The following is an 18,434-nucleotide window of genomic DNA, read 5'->3' as shown; positions in this document are numbered from 1 at the left end:
AACATAATAACTCCAGTTGTCTATATGACCTTATGCAGTAGTTTGGTCCTATATTAAAATGGATTTGAATTATGAGTGGTCAGCGCTTTTCAGAGCGAGATGTATGTAGCAAATTCATAATGCCTGCACTTATCAAATGCGGGTGGGATCTCAAAACGCAGATTTCAGAAGAAAAGACCCTTACTGACGGGCGCATCATCGTTCGCGGCAAGATGGTTGCCCGTGGTCGCCAAAAACGAGCAGATTATGTGCTCTATCTGAAGCCCAACATTCCGATCGCTGTGATTGAAGCGAAGGACAACCGCCATAGTGTAAGCGACGGCATGCAGCAGGCCTTGACCTACGCCAAAATGCTGCGGGTTCCCTTTGCTTTCTCATCGAACGGTGATGGCTTCGTTTTCCATGATGCGACAGGGCAGTCCACTTCATTGGAGGCGCAAATCGGTCTGGATGACTTCCCGTCGCCGGAGACTCTGTTTGCAAAATACAAGGCATGGAAGGGGATCTCCGATCCCCAAGCTGATACTGCATTTTACCCGTATTTCGATGATGGAAAGACGCCACGATACTATCAGATGAATGCAGTAAACGCGTCGCTTGAAACAATCTCCAAAGGTCAGCAACGTTTGCTTCTTGTTATGGCGACGGGCACCGGCAAGACCCTCACCGCCTTCCAAATCATTTGGCGTCTCTGGAAGTCTGGTGCCAAGAAACGAGTGCTCTTCCTTGCAGATCGCAACATTCTCATCGACCAGACCATGGTCAACGATTTCCGGCCCTTTATCGGAGATATGGCCAAGTTATCTTCGCACTCGAAGACTATTGAAAGACCTGACGGCACCAGCGAGCATCTCACCCTGGCCGTCGACAAGAAGCGCCGCATCAACACTGCATATCAAATCTATCTCGGCCTCTATCAGGCACTGACCGGTCCTCAGGAGAGCCAGAAAATCTTCAAGGAGCTTTCACCTGACTTTTTTGACCTGATCATCATTGATGAGTGCCACCGCGGTAGCGCGGCGGATGATTCTGCATGGCGTGAAATCCTGGAGCATTTTTCGAGCGCGACACATATTGGCCTGACCGCCACACCGAAAGAAACTGAATACGCTTCAAATATCGATTACTTCGGCGAGCCAGTCTATTCCTACACGTTGCGTGAGGGGATCGACGACGGCTTCCTGGCACCCTACAAAGTTATCAAATGCCACATTGACCGCGACGTGGCTGGTTACCGACCGGAGTCCGGTCAGCTTGATCGCGACGGTGTCGAGGTTGATGACCGCATCTACAACACGAAAGACTTTGACCGCGTCATTGTCATTGATGACCGCACCAAATTAGTTGCGCAACGGATTACCCAGTTCCTGAGGGAAAGCGGTGACCGGATGCAGAAGACCATCGTGTTCTGCGTTGATGAAGAACATGCTGCGCGCATGCGGCAGGCCCTCATCAATGAAAACGATGATCTTGTTAAGAAAGATAACCGGTATGTCATGCGGATCACTGGCAGTGACAAAGAGGGGATCAACCAGCTTGCGAATTTCATTGATCCTGAAGCGCCCTATCCAGTGATCGTCACGACATCCCGTCTTCTAAGCACAGGAGTGGACGCCCAGACATGCCGCCTGATTGTCCTTGATCGCCAGATTGGGTCCATGACCGAATTCAAACAGATCGTCGGCAGAGGCACTCGTGTGCACAAGGACACGGGCAAATACTATTTCACCCTGATGGATTTTCGCGGTGCCACGAGTCATTTTGCAGATCCCGATTTCGACGGCGATCCGGTTCAAATTTATCAGCCCACTGGCGATGATCCGATGGTGCCTCCGGAGGAGGATGGCGCTCTCGGAACAGTTGGAGAAGGTGGCGGGGCCGACGAAATCGATGGCATTGAAATCCTGATTGACCCAACAAACCCAGGAACGATCGGCACCGGTGGTGATAGCGGACCAATTCGGAAGGTCTACGTCGATGGTGTCGGTGCCATGATCCTGAAGGAACGGGTCGAATACCTTGATGCTGACGGAAACCTCATCACAGAAAGCCTCAAAGACTTCACCCGGAAACACCTAACCAAACGGTTTGCGTCTATGGACGATTTTCTGCGGCGTTGGAATGCGGAAGATCGCAAACAAGCCATCATTGACGAACTCGCAGACGAAGGTCTTGATCTGAACCTGATTGGTGCAGAGCTAAACAAGGACCTTGATCCGTTTGACCTCGTTTGCCACATCGCGTTTGACGCAAAGCCGCTGACTCGCAAGGAACGGGCGGATAGCGTTAAGAAGCGGGACGTATTCAATCGCTATGGCGACAAAGCCCGCGCAGTTCTTGAAGCTCTGCTTGAAAAGTATGCTGACGAAGGCGTATTCGACCTCGAAGACACCAAGATCTTGCAAATCAATCCGTTCTCACACATGGGAACGCCGATTGAGTTAATGCGCGCATTCGGCAAGAAACCTGACTACCTGCGGGCCGTTCACGACCTTCAGAATGCTCTCTATGAAGAAAGTGCCTGACCCCCATGTCCATGAGAAACCTTGTCAAATCTATCCAAGACGTAATGCGTAAAGATGTCGGCGTCGACGGTGATGCTCAGCGTTTGTCCCAGCTTGTCTGGATGTTCTTCCTTAAGATTATCGACGATCAGGACGAAGCATTGGAGTTCAACAGCGATGACTACACCTCCCCGATCCCAGCACATTTGCAATGGCGCACTTGGGCCGCCGATCCAGAAGGCATCACCGGCGACAACCTATTGGATTTCGTCAACGACAATCTCTTTCCAAAGCTGAAACAGCTGCCCGCGACCACTCCGCGTGCCAAAGTTGTCCGCTCGGTTTTCGAAGACGCCTACAACTATATGAAATCCGGTACCCTGATGCGGCAAGTGATAAACAAAATCGCGGAGGTGGATTTCAACTCTCTGACCGAACGCCAGCACTTCGGTGACCTCTACGAACAGCTCCTGAACGATCTGCAAAACGCCGGCAATGCTGGCGAATACTACACACCTCGTGCGGTCACGGCTTTCATGGTGCAGCAAATGGACCCAAAGCCTGGCGAGATCATTATGGACCCCGCTTGCGGCACTGGTGGGTTTCTGACCTGTGCCATGCGTCACATGCGTGACACTTACATCAAGCGTCCTGAGGATGAGGCACTGATGCAGGCCTCACTTCGCGCTGTGGAAAAGAAGCCGCTGCCGCACATGCTCTGTACGACCAACATGCTGTTGCACAACGTCGAGGAGCCATCCTGGGTCAAGCATGACAACACACTCGCTCGCCCACTGATCAGTTGGACCAAGGACGAACGGGTGGACATCGTCCTAACCAACCCGCCCTTTGGCGGCAAGGAAGAGGACGGAATCGAAAACAACTTCCCCGCCTTCAAGACACGAGAAACAGCTGACCTGTTCCTCGCGCTCATCATCCGCCTTCTGAAAAAGAACGGTCGCGCCGCCGTGGTCCTGCCCGATGGCTCCCTCTTTGGCGAGGGTATCAAGACCCGGCTCAAAGAACACCTGCTGACCGAATGCAACCTGCACACCATCGTGCGCCTGCCCAACTCGGTCTTCAAACCCTACGCCTCCATCGGCACCAACCTGCTGTTCTTTGAAAAGGGCACGCCGACGCAAGACATCTGGTATTGGGAACACCGCGTGCCAGAGGGGCAAAAGGCCTATTCCATGACCCGGCCTATCAAGCTGGAGCATCTGGACGACTGCGCCGCATGGTGGGGCGGTGCAACCCGCGAGGGGCGCGAGGAAAACGAACAGGCCTGGAAAGTCTCGATCGACACGATCCGCGAACGAGGCTTCAACCTCGACATCAAGAACCCCCATGTGGTTGAAAACGATCTGGGTGACCCTGAGACTCTGTTGAATGATTTGGTGAAGACCGAGGCCTCAGTCGAAAGCCTGCGCGCCGAGCTGAAAGCGATCCTGACCGAGGCGCTGGCCCGATGAAAGCCAATCTCCTGTCTGAGGCAATCGGCGATGCGCCGGACCACATTATTGGCCTTCGAAAACTCGCAGTTGCTTTTGCGATTGGGGGTCGCTTCGACGAAGACGAGTCGGAAAGCCCTGAGGAGATCTTAGCCCATATTGAAGCAGTTAAAGTCAGCCTGCGGAGAGAGGGAAAAATCCCCAAGGCAAAAAAGGCCATGTTGCTCTTGCCAGAGCACTTACCAGAAGTCTTCAGCGACACCTCCCGGTTCGCGCCACTCGGAGAAGTTGCACGTATCGAGAAAGGGAAGACGCCGATAAAGCAGGCCACTCCAGGTCCGTATCCGTTGGTGGTGACTGCCGCCAATCGCGGGTCTTGCGATCATTTTGACTTCGATGGAGCAGCCACGATTATCCCACTGGTTTCCTCAACCGGACACGGCAATGCCAGCATCAACCGCCTTCATTTCCAGGAAGGTCAATTCGCTCTGGGTTCTATCTTGGCTGCCGTTTTCCCACATGATACCTCTGTGATATCCGCCCGGTTCATGTTCGAGTATTTAACCTCTTTCAAGGAGGAACTGTTGGTTTCGCGCATGACCGGCACAGCCAACGTAACGCTTACGATTAGCCGGATCGCTGAAGTTCCTGTGCCACTGATTTCATCGAAAGCGCAACAGAGGGTCGATGAGCTCATGGTGCTCTGCGATCGGCTGGAGGAGGCCCGCAAAATCCGTGAGGAGACGCGCGACAAGCTCACGGCCGCCAGCCTCGCCCGCCTGACCGCCCTCGACACCACGCAAGCATCGTCAGGCGTGAGCCTGCCAACGGAAACCGGTTTGCCGTCCGTCGATGCGACAACCGAAGTCTCGGACTTCCCCGCCCACGCCCGCTTCGCCCTCGAAGCCCTGACCTCCCTCACCACCCGCGCCGACCAGATCAAAACCCTCCGCCAAACCATCCTAAGCCTTGCAGTCCGCGGCAAACTGGTGGAACAGGACCCGGCGGATGAACCGGCATCGGAATTGCTTAAGGCTGCCGCAGAAATCAAAAATGAGAAAATACTGGGCAAGCAAATACGCGATCCCAAAATGCCTCGGAAAATGGTGTTCGAAACGGAGGAGTGGAAGGCACCAGTAGGCTGGGTAATTTCTCAAGTCGCAGACGTGGCGCACTTGAGAAGTGGCGTCGCTCTTCGCTCTGACGAGGAGAAAACCGCAGGAGAGCTTCCATACATCAAGGTCGCAGAACTATCGTTGCCCGAAAATAGCCATGGGGTCTGCACCTCGGGAAGATATGTAGCGGATGACCGAATGTCCGACGTTTTTGCAAAGGGCAGCATAATCTTTCCGAAGCGAGGCGGCGCAATTGCAACCAACCGCAAAATGATCGCGTTAGCTGATGTGGTCGGTGATAGTAACCTCATGGCAATGCAGCCATACATCGCCGAAATGCTTCCGTTTGTGGGTCTATGGTTCAACTCGTTTGATCTTTGGGCGCTAAACTCAGGAACATCCGTGCCGCAGATCAACAATAAAGACATTTATCCGCTGGCACTGCCAATCCCGCCCCTCGCCGAACAACACCGTATCGTGGCCAGGGTCGACGCCCTCATGGCCCTCTGCGACCGACTGGAGGCCGCCATGGCCACGACCCACACCACCCGCACCCGTCTCCTCGAAGCCCTCGTCCACGAGGCGCTGGAACCGAAATCAGACATCAAGGAAGCCGCTGAATGACCCTTCGAGTTCTCGACGCACTGCCCGTCCTTGTCCTGACTTTCGGTGAGGCAGTAAACAAAGTCCCTTCTGGGGCCAGGAAGGGATTGGAAAACCAAAAGGTGATGGCCTTCAAATCGAAAGACAAGGTGTTGGCGCTCGACGTTTACCCATCAAATCTTGAGACTGTTCGCATATGGATCGAACCACCGACGCCACCGAGCATTCCAGGAGTTTCGATTTTAGACAGCAAGAAGTGTGCTGATCTTGAGCGTTCTGAGCTTCGGGCGCTTGCTAATGGTTCTGGAATTTATGTTGAGGTCTCGTCGCGCGACGCTCTGAACCGTTTAATCGCTTGGTATAAATAAGAAAATAATCAATATGAACGATCGAAACCCTCTTTGGGTTGCACCACGAACCGGGCAGGATTGGATCTGCGACGACACTAAACGCGCGGTCGAATGGTTGAAATCGTTTGTCCCGGAAACTGAGATGACCGAGCGCCTTCAACGGTGCCGACAGACTTACCTGAAAAACAGAGAACGATGGGAAGATGCTCAAGAAATCGAAATTTTTGACAAACGAGATGAGATGGCATGGTTCATCTTTCAGGCGGAGACATATGCGGTCGGGCGTGAATTCTGGGTGCCAGACGAATCTGCCAGAATTGTCCCCTACATCCAGAAAATAGGGAAGGATCTAAAGCATCTCGAAAAGGTGGATGGCGTAGAGAAACGCGCAAAGCGATTGATGACCTCGGAGCGCAGTCAACCTGAAGGAGGTATCTACGAGTTATTGGTGGCTGGCACCTATAAACGGCACGGTTGGTCAACAGTTTCGTTTGTCGACGAAACACCGGGCCTTGGACGCACACCGGATCTACATGTAGCCAAACCGGGGGCACGGTGGGCAGTCGAATGCAAGCGCATCATGCGTTCTGGATATGCCGTTAGAGAAGAGAAAATGGGCAAGGCTCTCGCATCCAAGGTGCATGAATTGAGTGAAGCCAGCGATCAATCTTTCGTCTTGGATGTTCGTTTTCACGAAGAGTTAGTGAACTTCCCAGAATCCTATCTTAGAGACCGAATTGAAAAACTTCTGCCATTTGAGGACACCGTGGAAGACTCGGATGGGCGAGCAGATATACGTCTTAGACCGGTTCAATGGGATTTGGTTAGAGCAATTATGGATTCTGATTTTGTTTATGTTGGCTCTACCAGAATGATGGAGATCATCAGCGGCGAACATGAGCACGGAGCTTCACACTCACTGAATGTAAAATGCAGCCGCGCCCCGTCAAAACCGTCCTATGCTGATGTGATCCACCACGCTTCTTTGGTGAATTGGGCAAGTCATTCACCAAAATCCCGTCGCGCCAAAGCCGACCATTTCAAACGAAAGATCGCCAGTGCAGAAGGCCAGCTGCCCGATGATTGTCCAGGAGTAGTGCACGTTGGCATGGAAAGCCTGGGCCATCAAATGGTTGATCAAATGCGACACCTTCAGAACCACCTGATCGCCCGTGACTTCACCGTGTCGTCATCCAGATTACGTTGGATTTATGGAAACTACTTCCAAGTAGAGGTTACAACACGTCAGGATGAATCCTGCGCGATGGAAGAATCGATGGCCCCTTATCGCATTGGGTCGCACAGGACTAAGGAGCCATTGCCAGGGCACCTGCTAATCGCGGACGATCATGAAGCAGTCGAAGGTCTCCACTGGAACGACCGTAATTGATGTTCCCGTTGGTAGACTTTCAAGAGTTCGAAATGTCTGAAAACCAGAACTCCGTCTGTAAGCCCAAGACCCCGAAATGGCGCTCTACGGTTGAGCGCGTGAAAGAGAAATTCGGTGTTACTGATTAGTACTCAAAAGCAGCTGTAGAACAATTCGCGAAACACTTTGGGCGTTTCGCGAAGAATTACGAGGTGTGCGAAGTGCTTTGGGCCATCCTACAGCGATTAGAAATCCAGATTTTCGACGCTCAGTGCGTTTTTCTGGATGAACTCTCGGCGGGGTTCCACTACATCGCCCATCAGTTTGGTAAAGAGATCATCCGCCCCGACCAAATCATCGACACGCACCTGCAACAGGGTACGCGCGTCAGGGTCCAGCGTGGTTTCCCACAGCTGGTCAGGGTTCATCTCGCCCAATCCTTTGTAGCGCTGCAGAGACAGGCCTTTTTCGCCCTCTTCCATGATCGCCTTCAGCAACTCAAGCGGGCCGTGGATGGCCTGCGTGCGATCGCGGCGAGCCAGCTGTGCCGAGGTGTGATAGACCTCTTGCAGGCTCTTGGTGAAACTGCCGGTTTTGCGGGCCTCGCCCGAGCGCAGCATTGGCCCGTCCAGGGTGCGCACTTCTTCAACGCCGCGCAGGATGCGGGCCAGACGAATACCATGATCCTGGGTGATCCGCCCGTGCCAACCCTTTTCATATTCCAGCGCAATCAGATCAAGCCGGGCCGCGAGCTTATCGGCCACCCCTTGCAGATCAGAATCAACCGCACCGGGCACAAAGGCCCCAGAGACGGCGGCCTGTTCCAGAATGTGACGTGGGTAATGGGTTGGAAAGGCATCAAGCACCCGCTTCAACTGGCGTGCCTCATCGACAACGCGGACCAGATCCTGCCCGATAAGTTCTTCACCAGTGCCCAGCTTCAGAGTGGCACCGTCGACCCCCTGCTGGATCAAGTAATCGTCCATTTCGGCTTGGTCTTTCAAATAGACTTCCGATTTGCCACGCGCCACTTTGTACAGCGGCGGCTGGGCGATATAGAGATACCCGCCTTCGATCAGCTCGGGCATCTGCCGGTAAAAGAAGGTCAGCAGCAGGGTGCGGATATGGGCACCATCGACATCCGCATCGGTCATGATGACGATCTTGTGGTAACGCAGCTTACTGATGTCAAATTCATCGCGGCCGATGCCAGTACCCAGCGCCATCACCATATTGCCAATTTCCTGACTGCCCAACATCCGGTCAAAGCGCGCCCGCTCGACATTCAGGATCTTACCTTTCAGCGGCAAGATAGCCTGGGTTTTCCGGTCACGACCCGTCTGGGCAGAGCCACCGGCAGAGTCACCCTCCACCAGGAAGATTTCAGTATTTACAGGGTCTTTGTCCGAACAATCCTTGAGTTTTGAGCTCAGAAAATTCAGATCCATCGGGTTTTTGCGCCGCGTCAGTTCACGCGCCTTGCGCGCAGCCTCGCGGGCTAGGGCAGCCTCTACCACCTTGCCGACGATCTGCTTGGCTTCGGCGGGATTTTCCTCAAACCATTCCGCCAGCTTTTCGCTCACCAGGCTTTCCACCACCGGGCGCACCTCGGACGAAACCAGCTTATCCTTCGTCTGGCTAGAGAATTTGGGGTCCGGCACCTTTACCGACAGGACACAGGTCAGACCTTCGCGGGCGTCATCGCCGGTAAAAGTGACCTTCTCTTTCTTGGCGATGCCGCTGGATTGGGCATAGTTGTTGATGGTGCGGGTCAGCGCGCCACGAAAGCCCGCCATATGGGTGCCGCCGTCGCGCTGGGGGATGTTGTTGGTGAAGGGCAGCACCGCTTCATGGTAGCTGTCATTCCACCACATCGCCACTTCGACAACGATGTCGTCTTTTTCACCGATGATATAGACTGGAGTATCCATCACCGGGGTTTTCGACCGGTCGAGGTACTTCACGAATTCCTTGACGCCACCTTCATAGCAAAGCTCGATCTCAAGCCGTTCGGCCGGGCGTTCATCAATCAGGATGATCTTTACGCCCGAATTCAGAAAGGCCAGTTCCCGCAGTCGTTTTTCCAGCGTTTCAAAGACGTATTCCAGATTGGAAAATGTATCGGTCGAGGCCATGAAGCGGACCTCGGTGCCGGTGCGATCGCCGCAGTCCCCCACCACCTTCAGGTGTTCGGCGGTATCGCCGCGTTCAAACCGCGCGACATGCTCCTTGCCTTCGCGCCAGATCCGCAGCTCCAGCCAATCGCTGAGCGCATTCACAACCGAAACGCCAACCCCGTGCAGACCGCCGGACACCTTATAAGAATTACTGTCGAATTTGCCGCCCGCATGCAGCTGGGTCATGATGACCTCGGCCGCCGAGACGCCCTCTTCTTCGTGGATGCCAACCGGAATCCCGCGACCATTGTCGCTGACCGAGACACTGGAATCGGCGTGAATTTTGACGGTTACCGCATCGGCATGACCGGCCAGGGCCTCATCAATACCGTTGTCCACCACCTCATAGACCATATGGTGCAAACCAGAGCCATCATCAGTGTCCCCGATATACATCCCAGGACGCTTGCGAACCGCCTCCAACCCCTTGAGAACCTTGATGGAATCTGCGCCGTAGTCGGCCGGGCTCTGTTCGATATCAGACATTCGCGATTTCCTGTTTTATCTTTGTGATTTTATATCCAACCGCGCCCCTATTGTCACCCACAGAGCCCGGTTTTTATTGATCATGGACAGGGGCGTAGAAGAACAGCCAGCCACGCCTGTCGGCCGCGTCCGGGCTGGGCTGTGATCAGGTGAAGGGCAACAGCAGCCCCACAGCGATCAGCAGACCACCCGACACCCTGTTCATCCGCCGTAGCGCCTGATCAGAGGCAAGCACCACCCGCAGATGATGCACCATCGCCGCCATGCTCAGATTCCCCAGCAAGGGCACCACAAAGGACAGACAGGCGATAACGGCGACATCCACCAGGGTGGTCGCACCAAGGTCAAAGAACCCCGGCAATAGCCCCATGTAGAATAATACTGCCTTCGGATTGCCCAGGATCACCGCCAGCCCAGCAACAAAGCCAGCCCAGAGACCCGGGGCAGTCAGGGCGCGGTTCTCGCTTAGCTTGCGGTTCGCGTGGCGCAACACCAACACGCCCATCACGACGAACATCACACAGGCACCCCAGCGCAGTACCAGCATCACCTCAGCCAGGCTTGTCGCCAGCCAGGACATGCCGCCGATCGCCACTAACGACCAGAAGACATCGCCGCAGGCCACCCCAAGCGCCAGCGGCCAGGCGGCGTGAAACCCGCCAGACACCGACCGGGCCATCACCGCCAGCCAGACTGGCCCCGGCGTCAGAAACAACACAAACAGCGCCCCAGCATAAAGCAACAGATCCCAGATCGACAAGCTCACGACTGCAGCAGCTCCGAACCGCCCTCGGCCTCTGTCACCTCAATCCGCTGGGCGCGCCCGCCCAACTCGGCGAAGAGCTCGGGCCCGGTGCCGGTCATCCAGGCCTGGGTGCCCAGGGCGCATATCTCATCATACAGGGCCGCACGACGCGCCGCATCCAGATGGGCGGCAACCTCATCCAGCAACAGGATGGGCGGCGCGCCCTCGGCAGCTGCCAGCGCCCGTGCATTGGCCAGGATCAGCGAAACCAAAAGCGCCTTTTGTTCGCCCGTCGAACAGTCTTTGGCGGCGATCCCCTTGCGGGCATAGGTGCCGATCAGATCGCTGCGATGCGGGCCAACCAGCGTGCGCCCCACGGCCATGTCGCGCGACCGCCCTTCGGCCAGGGCAGTCGCCAGATCAGCCTCGCTCTCGGGCATCTCACCCTCGGACTGGATCAGTTGCAGCTCGGCGGTGGGAAACTGCGTCTCGGTATCGGTCTGCGCCGCAGCAAGTCGCGTCAGGGCCTGACAGCGCGCCTGATGAATGCGATGCCCGGCACCGGCCATCTGCGCCTCAAGTACCCGGTACCAAGCAGCATCGCGGATCTGTTCCTTCAGCAATTTATTGCGTTCGCGCATGGCTTTTTCATAGGCAAGTGTTGCCTCGGCGTGGTCGGGATCAAAGCTCAGCGCAATCCGGTCCAGGAAACGGCGGCGGCCCTCGGCGGCCTCAACCCAGAGGCGATCCATCACCGGCACCAGCCAGACCACCCGGCAAATCTGCCCCAGCGCAATCTGATTAGAGGCCTTGTTGTCGATCCGCACCTGCCGCGCCGCGCCCGCCTCTGACCAGGTTTCAACCTCATAGGCCTGTTCGGGGGCCTGCAGCACCGCCTTGAGCTTCCAGCCGGGGGCATCGGGGCGACGCACCATCTCGGCTGCACTCGCCCGGCGCAATCCGCGCCCCGGGGAAAACAGCGAAACCGCCTCTAGGATATTGGTCTTGCCCGCACCATTGTGGCCATGGATGGCCACGGGGCGGCCGTCCAAATGCAAGTCCGCCCGCAGATGCGAGCGAAAATGAGACAGGGTCAATTCAGTTAAGGCCAACATGAATGGGCGCGCCTTTTGCTACACGGCGCCGCTGCAAACCACCAATTATACGCGCATCGGCATAACAACATAGACCGCGCTTTCGTCGCTGCCTTCGCGCATCAGGGTCGGGTCCCCGGAAGAGTTGAACATGAAGACCGCATTTTCGCGATCAACCTGATTGGCGATTTCCAGCAGGTATTTGGCGTTAAAGCCAATTTCCAGACGTTCATCACTATAGGCCACCGCCAGCTCTTCCTCGGCGGCACCGCTATCGGGCGCATTGACGGAGAGCACAAGGCGGTCTTCGTCCAGCTGCAGTTTCACCGCACGCGACCGTTCAGAGGACACGGTGGCAACCCGGTCCACAGCGCGGGCAAATTCAGCCGCGTCCACCTCCAGGCGGCGGGTATTGCCGACCGGGATCACGCGGGTGTAATCGGGGAAGGTGCCATCAATGACCTTGGAGGTCAGGGTCAGGTTGGGCGTGGCAAAGCGCACCTTGGTTTCAGAGACCGAGACGGCGATATCCATCTCATCGTCATCCAACAGCTTGCGCAGCTCTCCCACGGTTTTGCGCGGCACGATCACGCCAGGCATGTCCTCGGCACCCATCGGCAGGGCGGCATCAATCCGCGCCAGACGGTGACCATCAGTGGCGACACAGCGCAAGACCTTGCCACCCTCCGTGGCATCCGAAATATGCATATAGACCCCGTTGAGATAATAGCGGGTTTCCTCAGTCGAGATAGCAAATTTTGATTTATCAAAGAGACGGCGCAGCATGGCCGCATTGGCGGTAAAGTTCGAATGATATTCCGAGCTGGCCATCACAGGGAAGTCTTCGCGCGGCAGGGTCGCCAGCGAGAAGTTGGAACGCCCGGCTTCGACCGTCAGTCGGCCGGTTGCGGCATCCGCCGTCAGCGTCACCAGGGCACCATCGGGTAGCTTGCGCACAATTTCATGCAGGGTGGTGGCGGCCACGGTGGTGGCACCTGCCCGTTCAACCTGCGCCGGCGCCTTGTCGACCACCTCGATATCAAGGTCGGTGGCGCGGAACTGCGCCATATCGCCCTCGGCTTCGATCAGAACATTGGCCAGGATTGGAATGGTATTGCGCCGCTCAACCACCGACTGTGCCTGCGCAACGGCCTTCAGGAGTGTGCCACGTTCAATGCTGATCTTCATGTCGCTTTTCCTTTTCGTCGCGCCGCTGCGCTGTCGCCCAGGCCATGTCAGGGCAATGTCCGGGATAGGCAAAGTAGCGGTTTACCCCTCATGCACAAGGCTTTTTATGAAGTTTTCCAAGGGAAAATCAACAGCGTCAAGGGGGCAACCCCAAGTGCTGCCCCAAGTGCTGCAATAAAAACGGCCCCGGAAAACCGGAGCCGTGTATTTTTGCAGGTTTGCACCCACAGGCTTTAGGATTCGAGCGACCGGCGCAGCATTTCCACGTCTTCCGCGATCTGCCCATCGGTGGACTTCAACTCTTCGATGCGGCGCACCCCGTGCATCACCGTGGTGTGATCACGACCACCAAAGCGGCGACCAATTTCCGGCAGGCTGCGGCTGGTCAGTTTCTTGCACAGATACATCGCCACCTGACGCGGCCGCGCATAGGAGCGCAGGCGCTTGGGACCAATGATATCGGACATCCGAATGTTGTAATATTCCGAAACCTTGCGCTGGATTTCCTCAACCGTGATCTTGCGCTCTGAGGCGCGCAGCACATCAGCGAGACAGTCCTGGGTCAGATCCATGTCGATCTCGCGTCCGACCAGGGAAGCAAAGGCAAACAGCCGGGTCAGCGCCCCTTCGAGCACCCGCACATTGGTAGAAATCCGATGCGCCAGGAACTCCAGCACGCCATCGGCGATCTGCAGGTCGGGATAGGTCTTTTGCTGCAGTTGAACCTTGGTCTGCAGAATGCCCAGACGCAGTTCATAATCGGTGGGATGCAGATCCACCACCAGGCCACATTGCAGGCGCGATTTCACCCGATCTTCCAGATCCTTGATTTCCCCCGGCGCGCGGTCGGCAGAGATGATGATCTGCTTATTCTGGTCCACCAAAGCGTTGAAGGTGTGGAAAAACTCTTCCTGGGTGGAATCCTTGCCGGCGATGAATTGAACATCATCCACCATCAAAACATCAACCGAGCGGAACAGATGTTTGAAATCCATCATCTTGCGCTCGCGCAGGGCCTGCACAAAACGATACATGAACTGTTCCGCCGACAGATACAGCACATTCAAGCCGGGGTTCTGAGCCGAGATTTCCCAGGCGATGGCATGCATCAGGTGGGTTTTACCCAGGCCGACGCCACCATAAAGCACCAGTGGATTAAAGGTCACAGGACCGCCCTCGGCCACGCGGCGCGCGGCGGCATGGGCCAGCTCGTTTGGCTTGCCGACAACAAAGTTGTCAAAGGTAAAGCGTGGATCCAATGGCGCGGCCTGCAGGGTCTCCATCGGGGCCGCTGCTGTGGCCTTGCTCGATAGCGACGCGCCAGAAGCGACAGATCGAGCCGAGGCTTCGTCCAGGTTCTGCTGCTTCTGGCCAGTGCCAGCCTGCATTTCAGCAAAGGGTTCGCTGGGCTGTTCAACCTGGCGCACCGGACGCGCAGGCGAATTGGCGGCAACCCTAAAGGCCAGGCGCTGGACCGACACACCCGAAAGGCTGAACTCATGCAAGATCAGGTCTGAAAAATTCTGGCTAACATAGTTGCCCATGAAATTGGTCGGTACGTGAAACACCGCAACGCCATCATCGACCGAATTGAACTCCAGCGGTTCAATCCAAGTGGTAAAGTTGTTCTGCCCAACCGTCTTTAGTAGACGTGTCCTGAGCTGTCCCCATTTTTCTTCCGTCATCGTGCGCCTCATGCATCCCCGAACAAGCAGCCGTCCGCTTCATCTTTGCCTAATATTTTGTCACGCTCCGAACCGGAGCAACGCTTCACCCACATATACACACACAAAATTTGCGTTTGCGGACAGGCATCCTGACCACATTCCCTTACGGGGCAATCGATTATCCAACAAAGATCGCCGAACTTCGGCGCGCTTCAGAAGGGAAAACCGTTCTGCACACAAATGGGACAAGGCAGCTGACTAAAACTCAAATACAGCGGCATCGTAATCCCCCGAAAACCCTATTGGTCATCAGTGAACCCCATGCCGTTTGTAACCCTGATGCCCGTCAAGGTCACCGCGAGCAGCCTGTCCCCCAGCGAGTGAATCGCTATACATGTGGTAGCAATTTGCGGGGGGCAGCGGCAACGAAACTCTGCAGTTGACTCACGCTTTGCCCAGAAAGAATCTCTCGCGGTTGCAGCAGTGCTTAGACAGATAAGGACAAATAAAAAAGACGCCGCAAAAATGCGACGCCTTCATTTTTTTCAATTTCTTGCTTGCAAGAAATTCCCGGCAGGGAATCACGCCAGCGCTTTGACCCGTGCGGTCAGACGCGACACTTTGCGCGATGCGGTATTCTTGTGGTAGACGCCTTTGGTGACGCCGCGCATCAGTTCAGGAGCGGCAAGACGCAGAGCAGCAGCGGCTTCGTCCTTGTTGCCAGCTTCGATGGCTTCTTCAACTTTACGCAGGAAAGTACGGATGCGCGAACGGCGGGCTTTGTTGACTGCAAAACGCTTTTCGTTCTGACGCGCGCGCTTTTTAGCCTGAGGTGTATTTGCCATGTCTGATGACCTTCTCTTTGGGTTCGTATTTCAATATCGGCGCAAGCCAGCCAAACCCGGATCGGATCATCGGAGTGATTCTAGCCTAGCGGGCTGCACGCGCATGTATGGGAGCGGTCCTTAAAGACATGTAGTGCAAGATGCAAGTGAATTGCCAAACCCCGCCCTTCACAGGGCCACGCCCGCAGACAAACCAGTGATGACGCGCGGTCTAGGCGCCAAAAACACAGGGGGCCAACCCGATGGCTGCCCCCCTGCTCCAGGGGTGCCCCCCTAGGTGATGATCTATTGCAAAAGTTACTTGTCGCGGAACTGGGCTTCGCGCTTTTCCAGGAAGGCGGCCATGCCCTCTTTCTGGTCTTCGGTTGCAAACATCGAATGAAACACCCGGCGTTCAAACAGCATGCCTTCGCTCAGAGAAAGCTCGTAGCTGCGGTTCACGGTTTCCTTGACGGCCTTGGCGGTCATCTGGGATTTTTCAGCTATCTTCTGCGCCGCGCCCATGGCCTCTTCGATCAGCTTTTTCGGCGGCACCACCCGCGACACCAGACCGGCGCGCTCGGCTTCTTCGGCCCCCATGAAACGGCCCGTCAGGTTCATATCCATGGATTTCGATTTGCCAACAAACCGGGTCAGACGCTGAGTGCCGCCAATACCGGCCACAACGCCCAGGTTGATTTCAGGCTGGCCAAACTTGGCAGTTTCCGCCGCGATGATGAAATCACACAGCATCGCCAGCTCACAGCCGCCACCTAGGGCATACCCTGCCACAGCAGCGATGATCGGCTTGCGAATGGCGCCAATACGATCATTCACCTGGGCAAAGAGATTGCTGGAATACACCTCAGCAAAGTTCAGCTCCGCCATCTCTTTGATGTCCGCGCCGGCCGCAAAGGCCTTTTCCGAACCGGTCAGGACGATGCAGCGCACCTTGTCGCTGTCATCTGCTTCTTCCAGCGCAGTGCAAAGCTCACTCACAAGCGCAGCATTGAGCGCGTTCAACGCCTCGGGGCGATGCAGTTTGATAAGGCAAACGTGGTCCTGCACATCGACGTTGATCGTCTCATAGGCCATAATTGATGCTTTCATTGTTCCGTTCAGAATCGAGTCATTACCACGAGAGATATCGCGTTCAAGCTATCTTTGGCACTTGCCACAATAGAAGGTGGATCGCCCGGATTGGGTGATTCTCTCGATTTCCCCCCCACATCCCACCCTACGACAGGGGGCTGCTTCGCGACCATAGACATCAAAGCTATGTTGAAAATATCCAAGTTCTCCACTGGCTTGGCGGAAATCCTTTAGGGAAGATCCCCCAGCTTTGATCGCATCTTCCAGCACCTGTCGGATGATCGGAACCAGGCTGGCAACCCGCTCTGGTGCGATCTGGGCTGCCTTTTGTATTGGCGAAATCTGTGCCCGAAAAAGGGCCTCACAGACATAAATATTGCCCAGGCCCGCGATGATTCCCTGATTTAGCAGCGCTGATTTCACCGGTGTGTTCTTTGCCGCGAAGGTCGCAATCAGGTAGTCTTCATGGAAATCATTGCCCAGAGGTTCCGGCCCCAGCACCTTCAACAGCTTATGTTCAGCCAACCCGCCCGTGTCAATCAGATCCATGGCCCCAAATCGGCGCGGATCATTAAACGTAATCCGGGCACCGTTCTCCATGTCAAAGACCACATGATCATGTTTTTCCGCCTGCGGATGATCATGCGTAAACTGGCCAAGGGGATCGCCCGAAACCGTCATCCGCCCCGACATACCCAGATGCACCAGCAGGGTTTCGCCGCGATCCAGCTCTGCCAGAATATATTTTGACCGTCGCCGCAGGGCCACCACCCGCGCGCCCGTCAGCCGCTCTGCCATGCGTTCGGGGAAGGGCCAGCGCAGATCCGGGCGGTTCACATGTGCCTGCGCAATCACTGCATCCTGCATAGAAGGCAGCAAACCCCGCATCACGGTCTCGACCTCGGGCAATTCAGGCATTACATCGCTCCCTAAACCTATATGACATAAGGGCCGCATTGTGCCTGCCCTTCAAGGCCCTATAACTGGGGCGATCCTAATAAAACGGCAAGCCACATGAGCGATAGATCAGACAGCACCACCCATTTTGGCTTTGAAACCGTCCCCGAGCATGAAAAAGCAGGCCGGGTGCAGGGCGTCTTCAATTCCGTGGCCTCCAAATACGACATCATGAATGACGTGATGAGCATGGGAATCCACCGCATCTGGAAAGATGCCATGATGGATTGGCTGGCGCCGCGCACAGGTCAGCGTCTGCTCGATGTGGCGGGTGGCACTGGTGATATATCGTTCCGCTTTCTCAAGCGAGCAGGCCGCGGCCATTCCACCGTGCTGGACCTGACCGCGCCAATGCTGATCGAAGGGCGCAAACGCGCCGAAGCCGAGCAAATGGCCGACAGCCTCGACTGGGTCACCGGCGACGCCATGGCGCTGCCCTTCAAGGACAATACATTTGACGTCTACACCATCTCCTTCGGCATCCGGAATGTTACCCGCCCGCAAGAGGCCCTGAACGAAGCCTATCGCGTGTTGAAGCCCGGCGGCCGCCTGATGGTATTGGAATTCAGCCAACTGCCCAATGATGGCATGCAAAAACTCTATGATCTTTACAGTTTCAACGTCATCCCCCGCATGGGTAAGCTGATCGCTGGTGACTACGACAGCTACCAGTATCTGGTGGAATCAATCCGCAACTTCCCCGACCAGGATACCTTCCTGGAGATGGTGAAAACCGCAGGCTTTGCCAATGCCAAATACCGTAACCTGTCGCTGGGCATTGCCGCGCTGCACTCCGGCTGGAAAATCTAGAA

At 55.8% G+C, this 18,434-nt stretch carries 14 protein-coding genes; 6 read left to right on the top strand and 8 right to left on the bottom strand.

Annotation, left to right across the window (positions count from 1 at the left end; translation table 11 throughout):
- The first annotated feature begins 71 nt into the window (after positions 1–71).
- The 5 genes from hsdR to LRK71_RS05055 are packed head-to-tail and all read left to right on the top strand — an operon-like array spanning position 72 to position 7,413.
- Positions 72–2,525, top strand: a complete 2,454-nt coding sequence (gene hsdR, locus LRK71_RS05075; RefSeq protein WP_408635975.1) for an EcoAI/FtnUII family type I restriction enzme subunit R — start codon at positions 72–74, stop codon at positions 2,523–2,525.
- An 11-nt stretch (positions 2,526–2,536) separates the two neighbouring features.
- Positions 2,537–3,976 carry an N-6 DNA methylase gene (locus LRK71_RS05070; RefSeq protein WP_232401547.1) on the top strand — a complete coding sequence of 480 codons (1,440 nt, stop codon included), beginning with the start codon at positions 2,537–2,539 and terminating at the stop codon, positions 3,974–3,976.
- Complete coding sequence (locus LRK71_RS05065) at positions 3,973–5,694, top strand: restriction endonuclease subunit S (RefSeq protein WP_232401546.1); 1,722 nt, start codon at positions 3,973–3,975, stop codon at positions 5,692–5,694. Before LRK71_RS05070 ends, LRK71_RS05065 begins: the two co-directional genes overlap by 4 nt.
- The gene (locus tag LRK71_RS05060) at positions 5,691–6,041 is read left to right on the top strand and encodes a hypothetical protein (protein WP_232401545.1); all 351 of its coding nucleotides are present in this window, start codon (positions 5,691–5,693) and stop codon (positions 6,039–6,041) included. Before LRK71_RS05065 ends, LRK71_RS05060 begins: the two co-directional genes overlap by 4 nt.
- Before the next feature lie 13 nt (positions 6,042–6,054).
- Positions 6,055–7,413, top strand: a complete 1,359-nt coding sequence (locus tag LRK71_RS05055) for a hypothetical protein (RefSeq protein ID WP_232401544.1) — start codon at positions 6,055–6,057, stop codon at positions 7,411–7,413.
- Positions 7,414–7,637: 224 nt separating this feature from the next.
- Here the strand turns inward: LRK71_RS05055 and gyrB are convergent, their stop codons facing one another.
- From gyrB to mutM, 8 genes are all read right to left on the bottom strand, one after another.
- Positions 7,638–10,055, bottom strand: coding sequence for a DNA topoisomerase (ATP-hydrolyzing) subunit B (gene gyrB / locus LRK71_RS05050; RefSeq protein ID WP_232401543.1), 2,418 nt, complete (start codon positions 10,053–10,055; stop codon positions 7,638–7,640).
- Between the two features lie 145 nt (positions 10,056–10,200).
- Positions 10,201–10,821, bottom strand: coding sequence for a LysE family translocator (locus LRK71_RS05045; RefSeq protein ID WP_232401542.1), 621 nt, complete (start codon positions 10,819–10,821; stop codon positions 10,201–10,203).
- Entirely contained in the window at positions 10,818–11,915 is a 1,098-nt protein-coding gene (gene recF / locus LRK71_RS05040) for a DNA replication/repair protein RecF (protein ID WP_232401541.1), read from the bottom strand. Before recF ends, LRK71_RS05045 begins: the two co-directional genes overlap by 4 nt.
- Positions 11,916–11,960: 45 nt before the next feature.
- On the bottom strand, positions 11,961–13,082 hold the full coding sequence (gene dnaN / locus LRK71_RS05035) for a DNA polymerase III subunit beta (protein WP_232401540.1): 1,122 nt from the start codon (positions 13,080–13,082) through the stop codon (positions 11,961–11,963).
- A gap of 233 nt (positions 13,083–13,315) precedes the next feature.
- On the bottom strand, positions 13,316–14,767 hold the full coding sequence (gene dnaA, locus LRK71_RS05030; protein ID WP_232401538.1) for a chromosomal replication initiator protein DnaA: 1,452 nt from the start codon (positions 14,765–14,767) through the stop codon (positions 13,316–13,318).
- 563 nt (positions 14,768–15,330) lie between these two features.
- Entirely contained in the window at positions 15,331–15,594 is a 264-nt protein-coding gene (gene rpsT, locus LRK71_RS05025) for a 30S ribosomal protein S20 (protein ID WP_232401537.1), read from the bottom strand.
- A 297-nt stretch (positions 15,595–15,891) separates the two neighbouring features.
- A complete protein-coding gene (gene acuK / locus LRK71_RS05020) occupies positions 15,892–16,668 on the bottom strand; it encodes an acryloyl-CoA hydratase (protein ID WP_232401978.1) in 777 nt (258 codons plus the stop codon).
- A 63-nt stretch (positions 16,669–16,731) separates the two neighbouring features.
- The gene (gene mutM / locus LRK71_RS05015; protein ID WP_232401534.1) at positions 16,732–17,583 is read right to left on the bottom strand and encodes a bifunctional DNA-formamidopyrimidine glycosylase/DNA-(apurinic or apyrimidinic site) lyase; all 852 of its coding nucleotides are present in this window, start codon (positions 17,581–17,583) and stop codon (positions 16,732–16,734) included.
- Between the two features lie 96 nt (positions 17,584–17,679).
- Here mutM and ubiE point away from each other — a divergent pair, with 96 nt between their 5' ends.
- On the top strand, positions 17,680–18,432 hold the full coding sequence (ubiE, locus tag LRK71_RS05010) for a bifunctional demethylmenaquinone methyltransferase/2-methoxy-6-polyprenyl-1,4-benzoquinol methylase UbiE (RefSeq protein ID WP_232401533.1): 753 nt from the start codon (positions 17,680–17,682) through the stop codon (positions 18,430–18,432).
- Positions 18,433–18,434 lie beyond the last annotated feature (2 nt).

The sequence above is a fragment of the Pseudophaeobacter flagellatus genome, from assembly GCF_021228235.1.
Taxonomy (GTDB): Bacteria; Pseudomonadota; Alphaproteobacteria; order Rhodobacterales; family Rhodobacteraceae; genus Pseudophaeobacter; species Pseudophaeobacter flagellatus.
The sequence above is the reverse complement of the archived record's forward strand: the minus strand, read 5'-3'. Positions and strand labels throughout refer to the sequence as shown.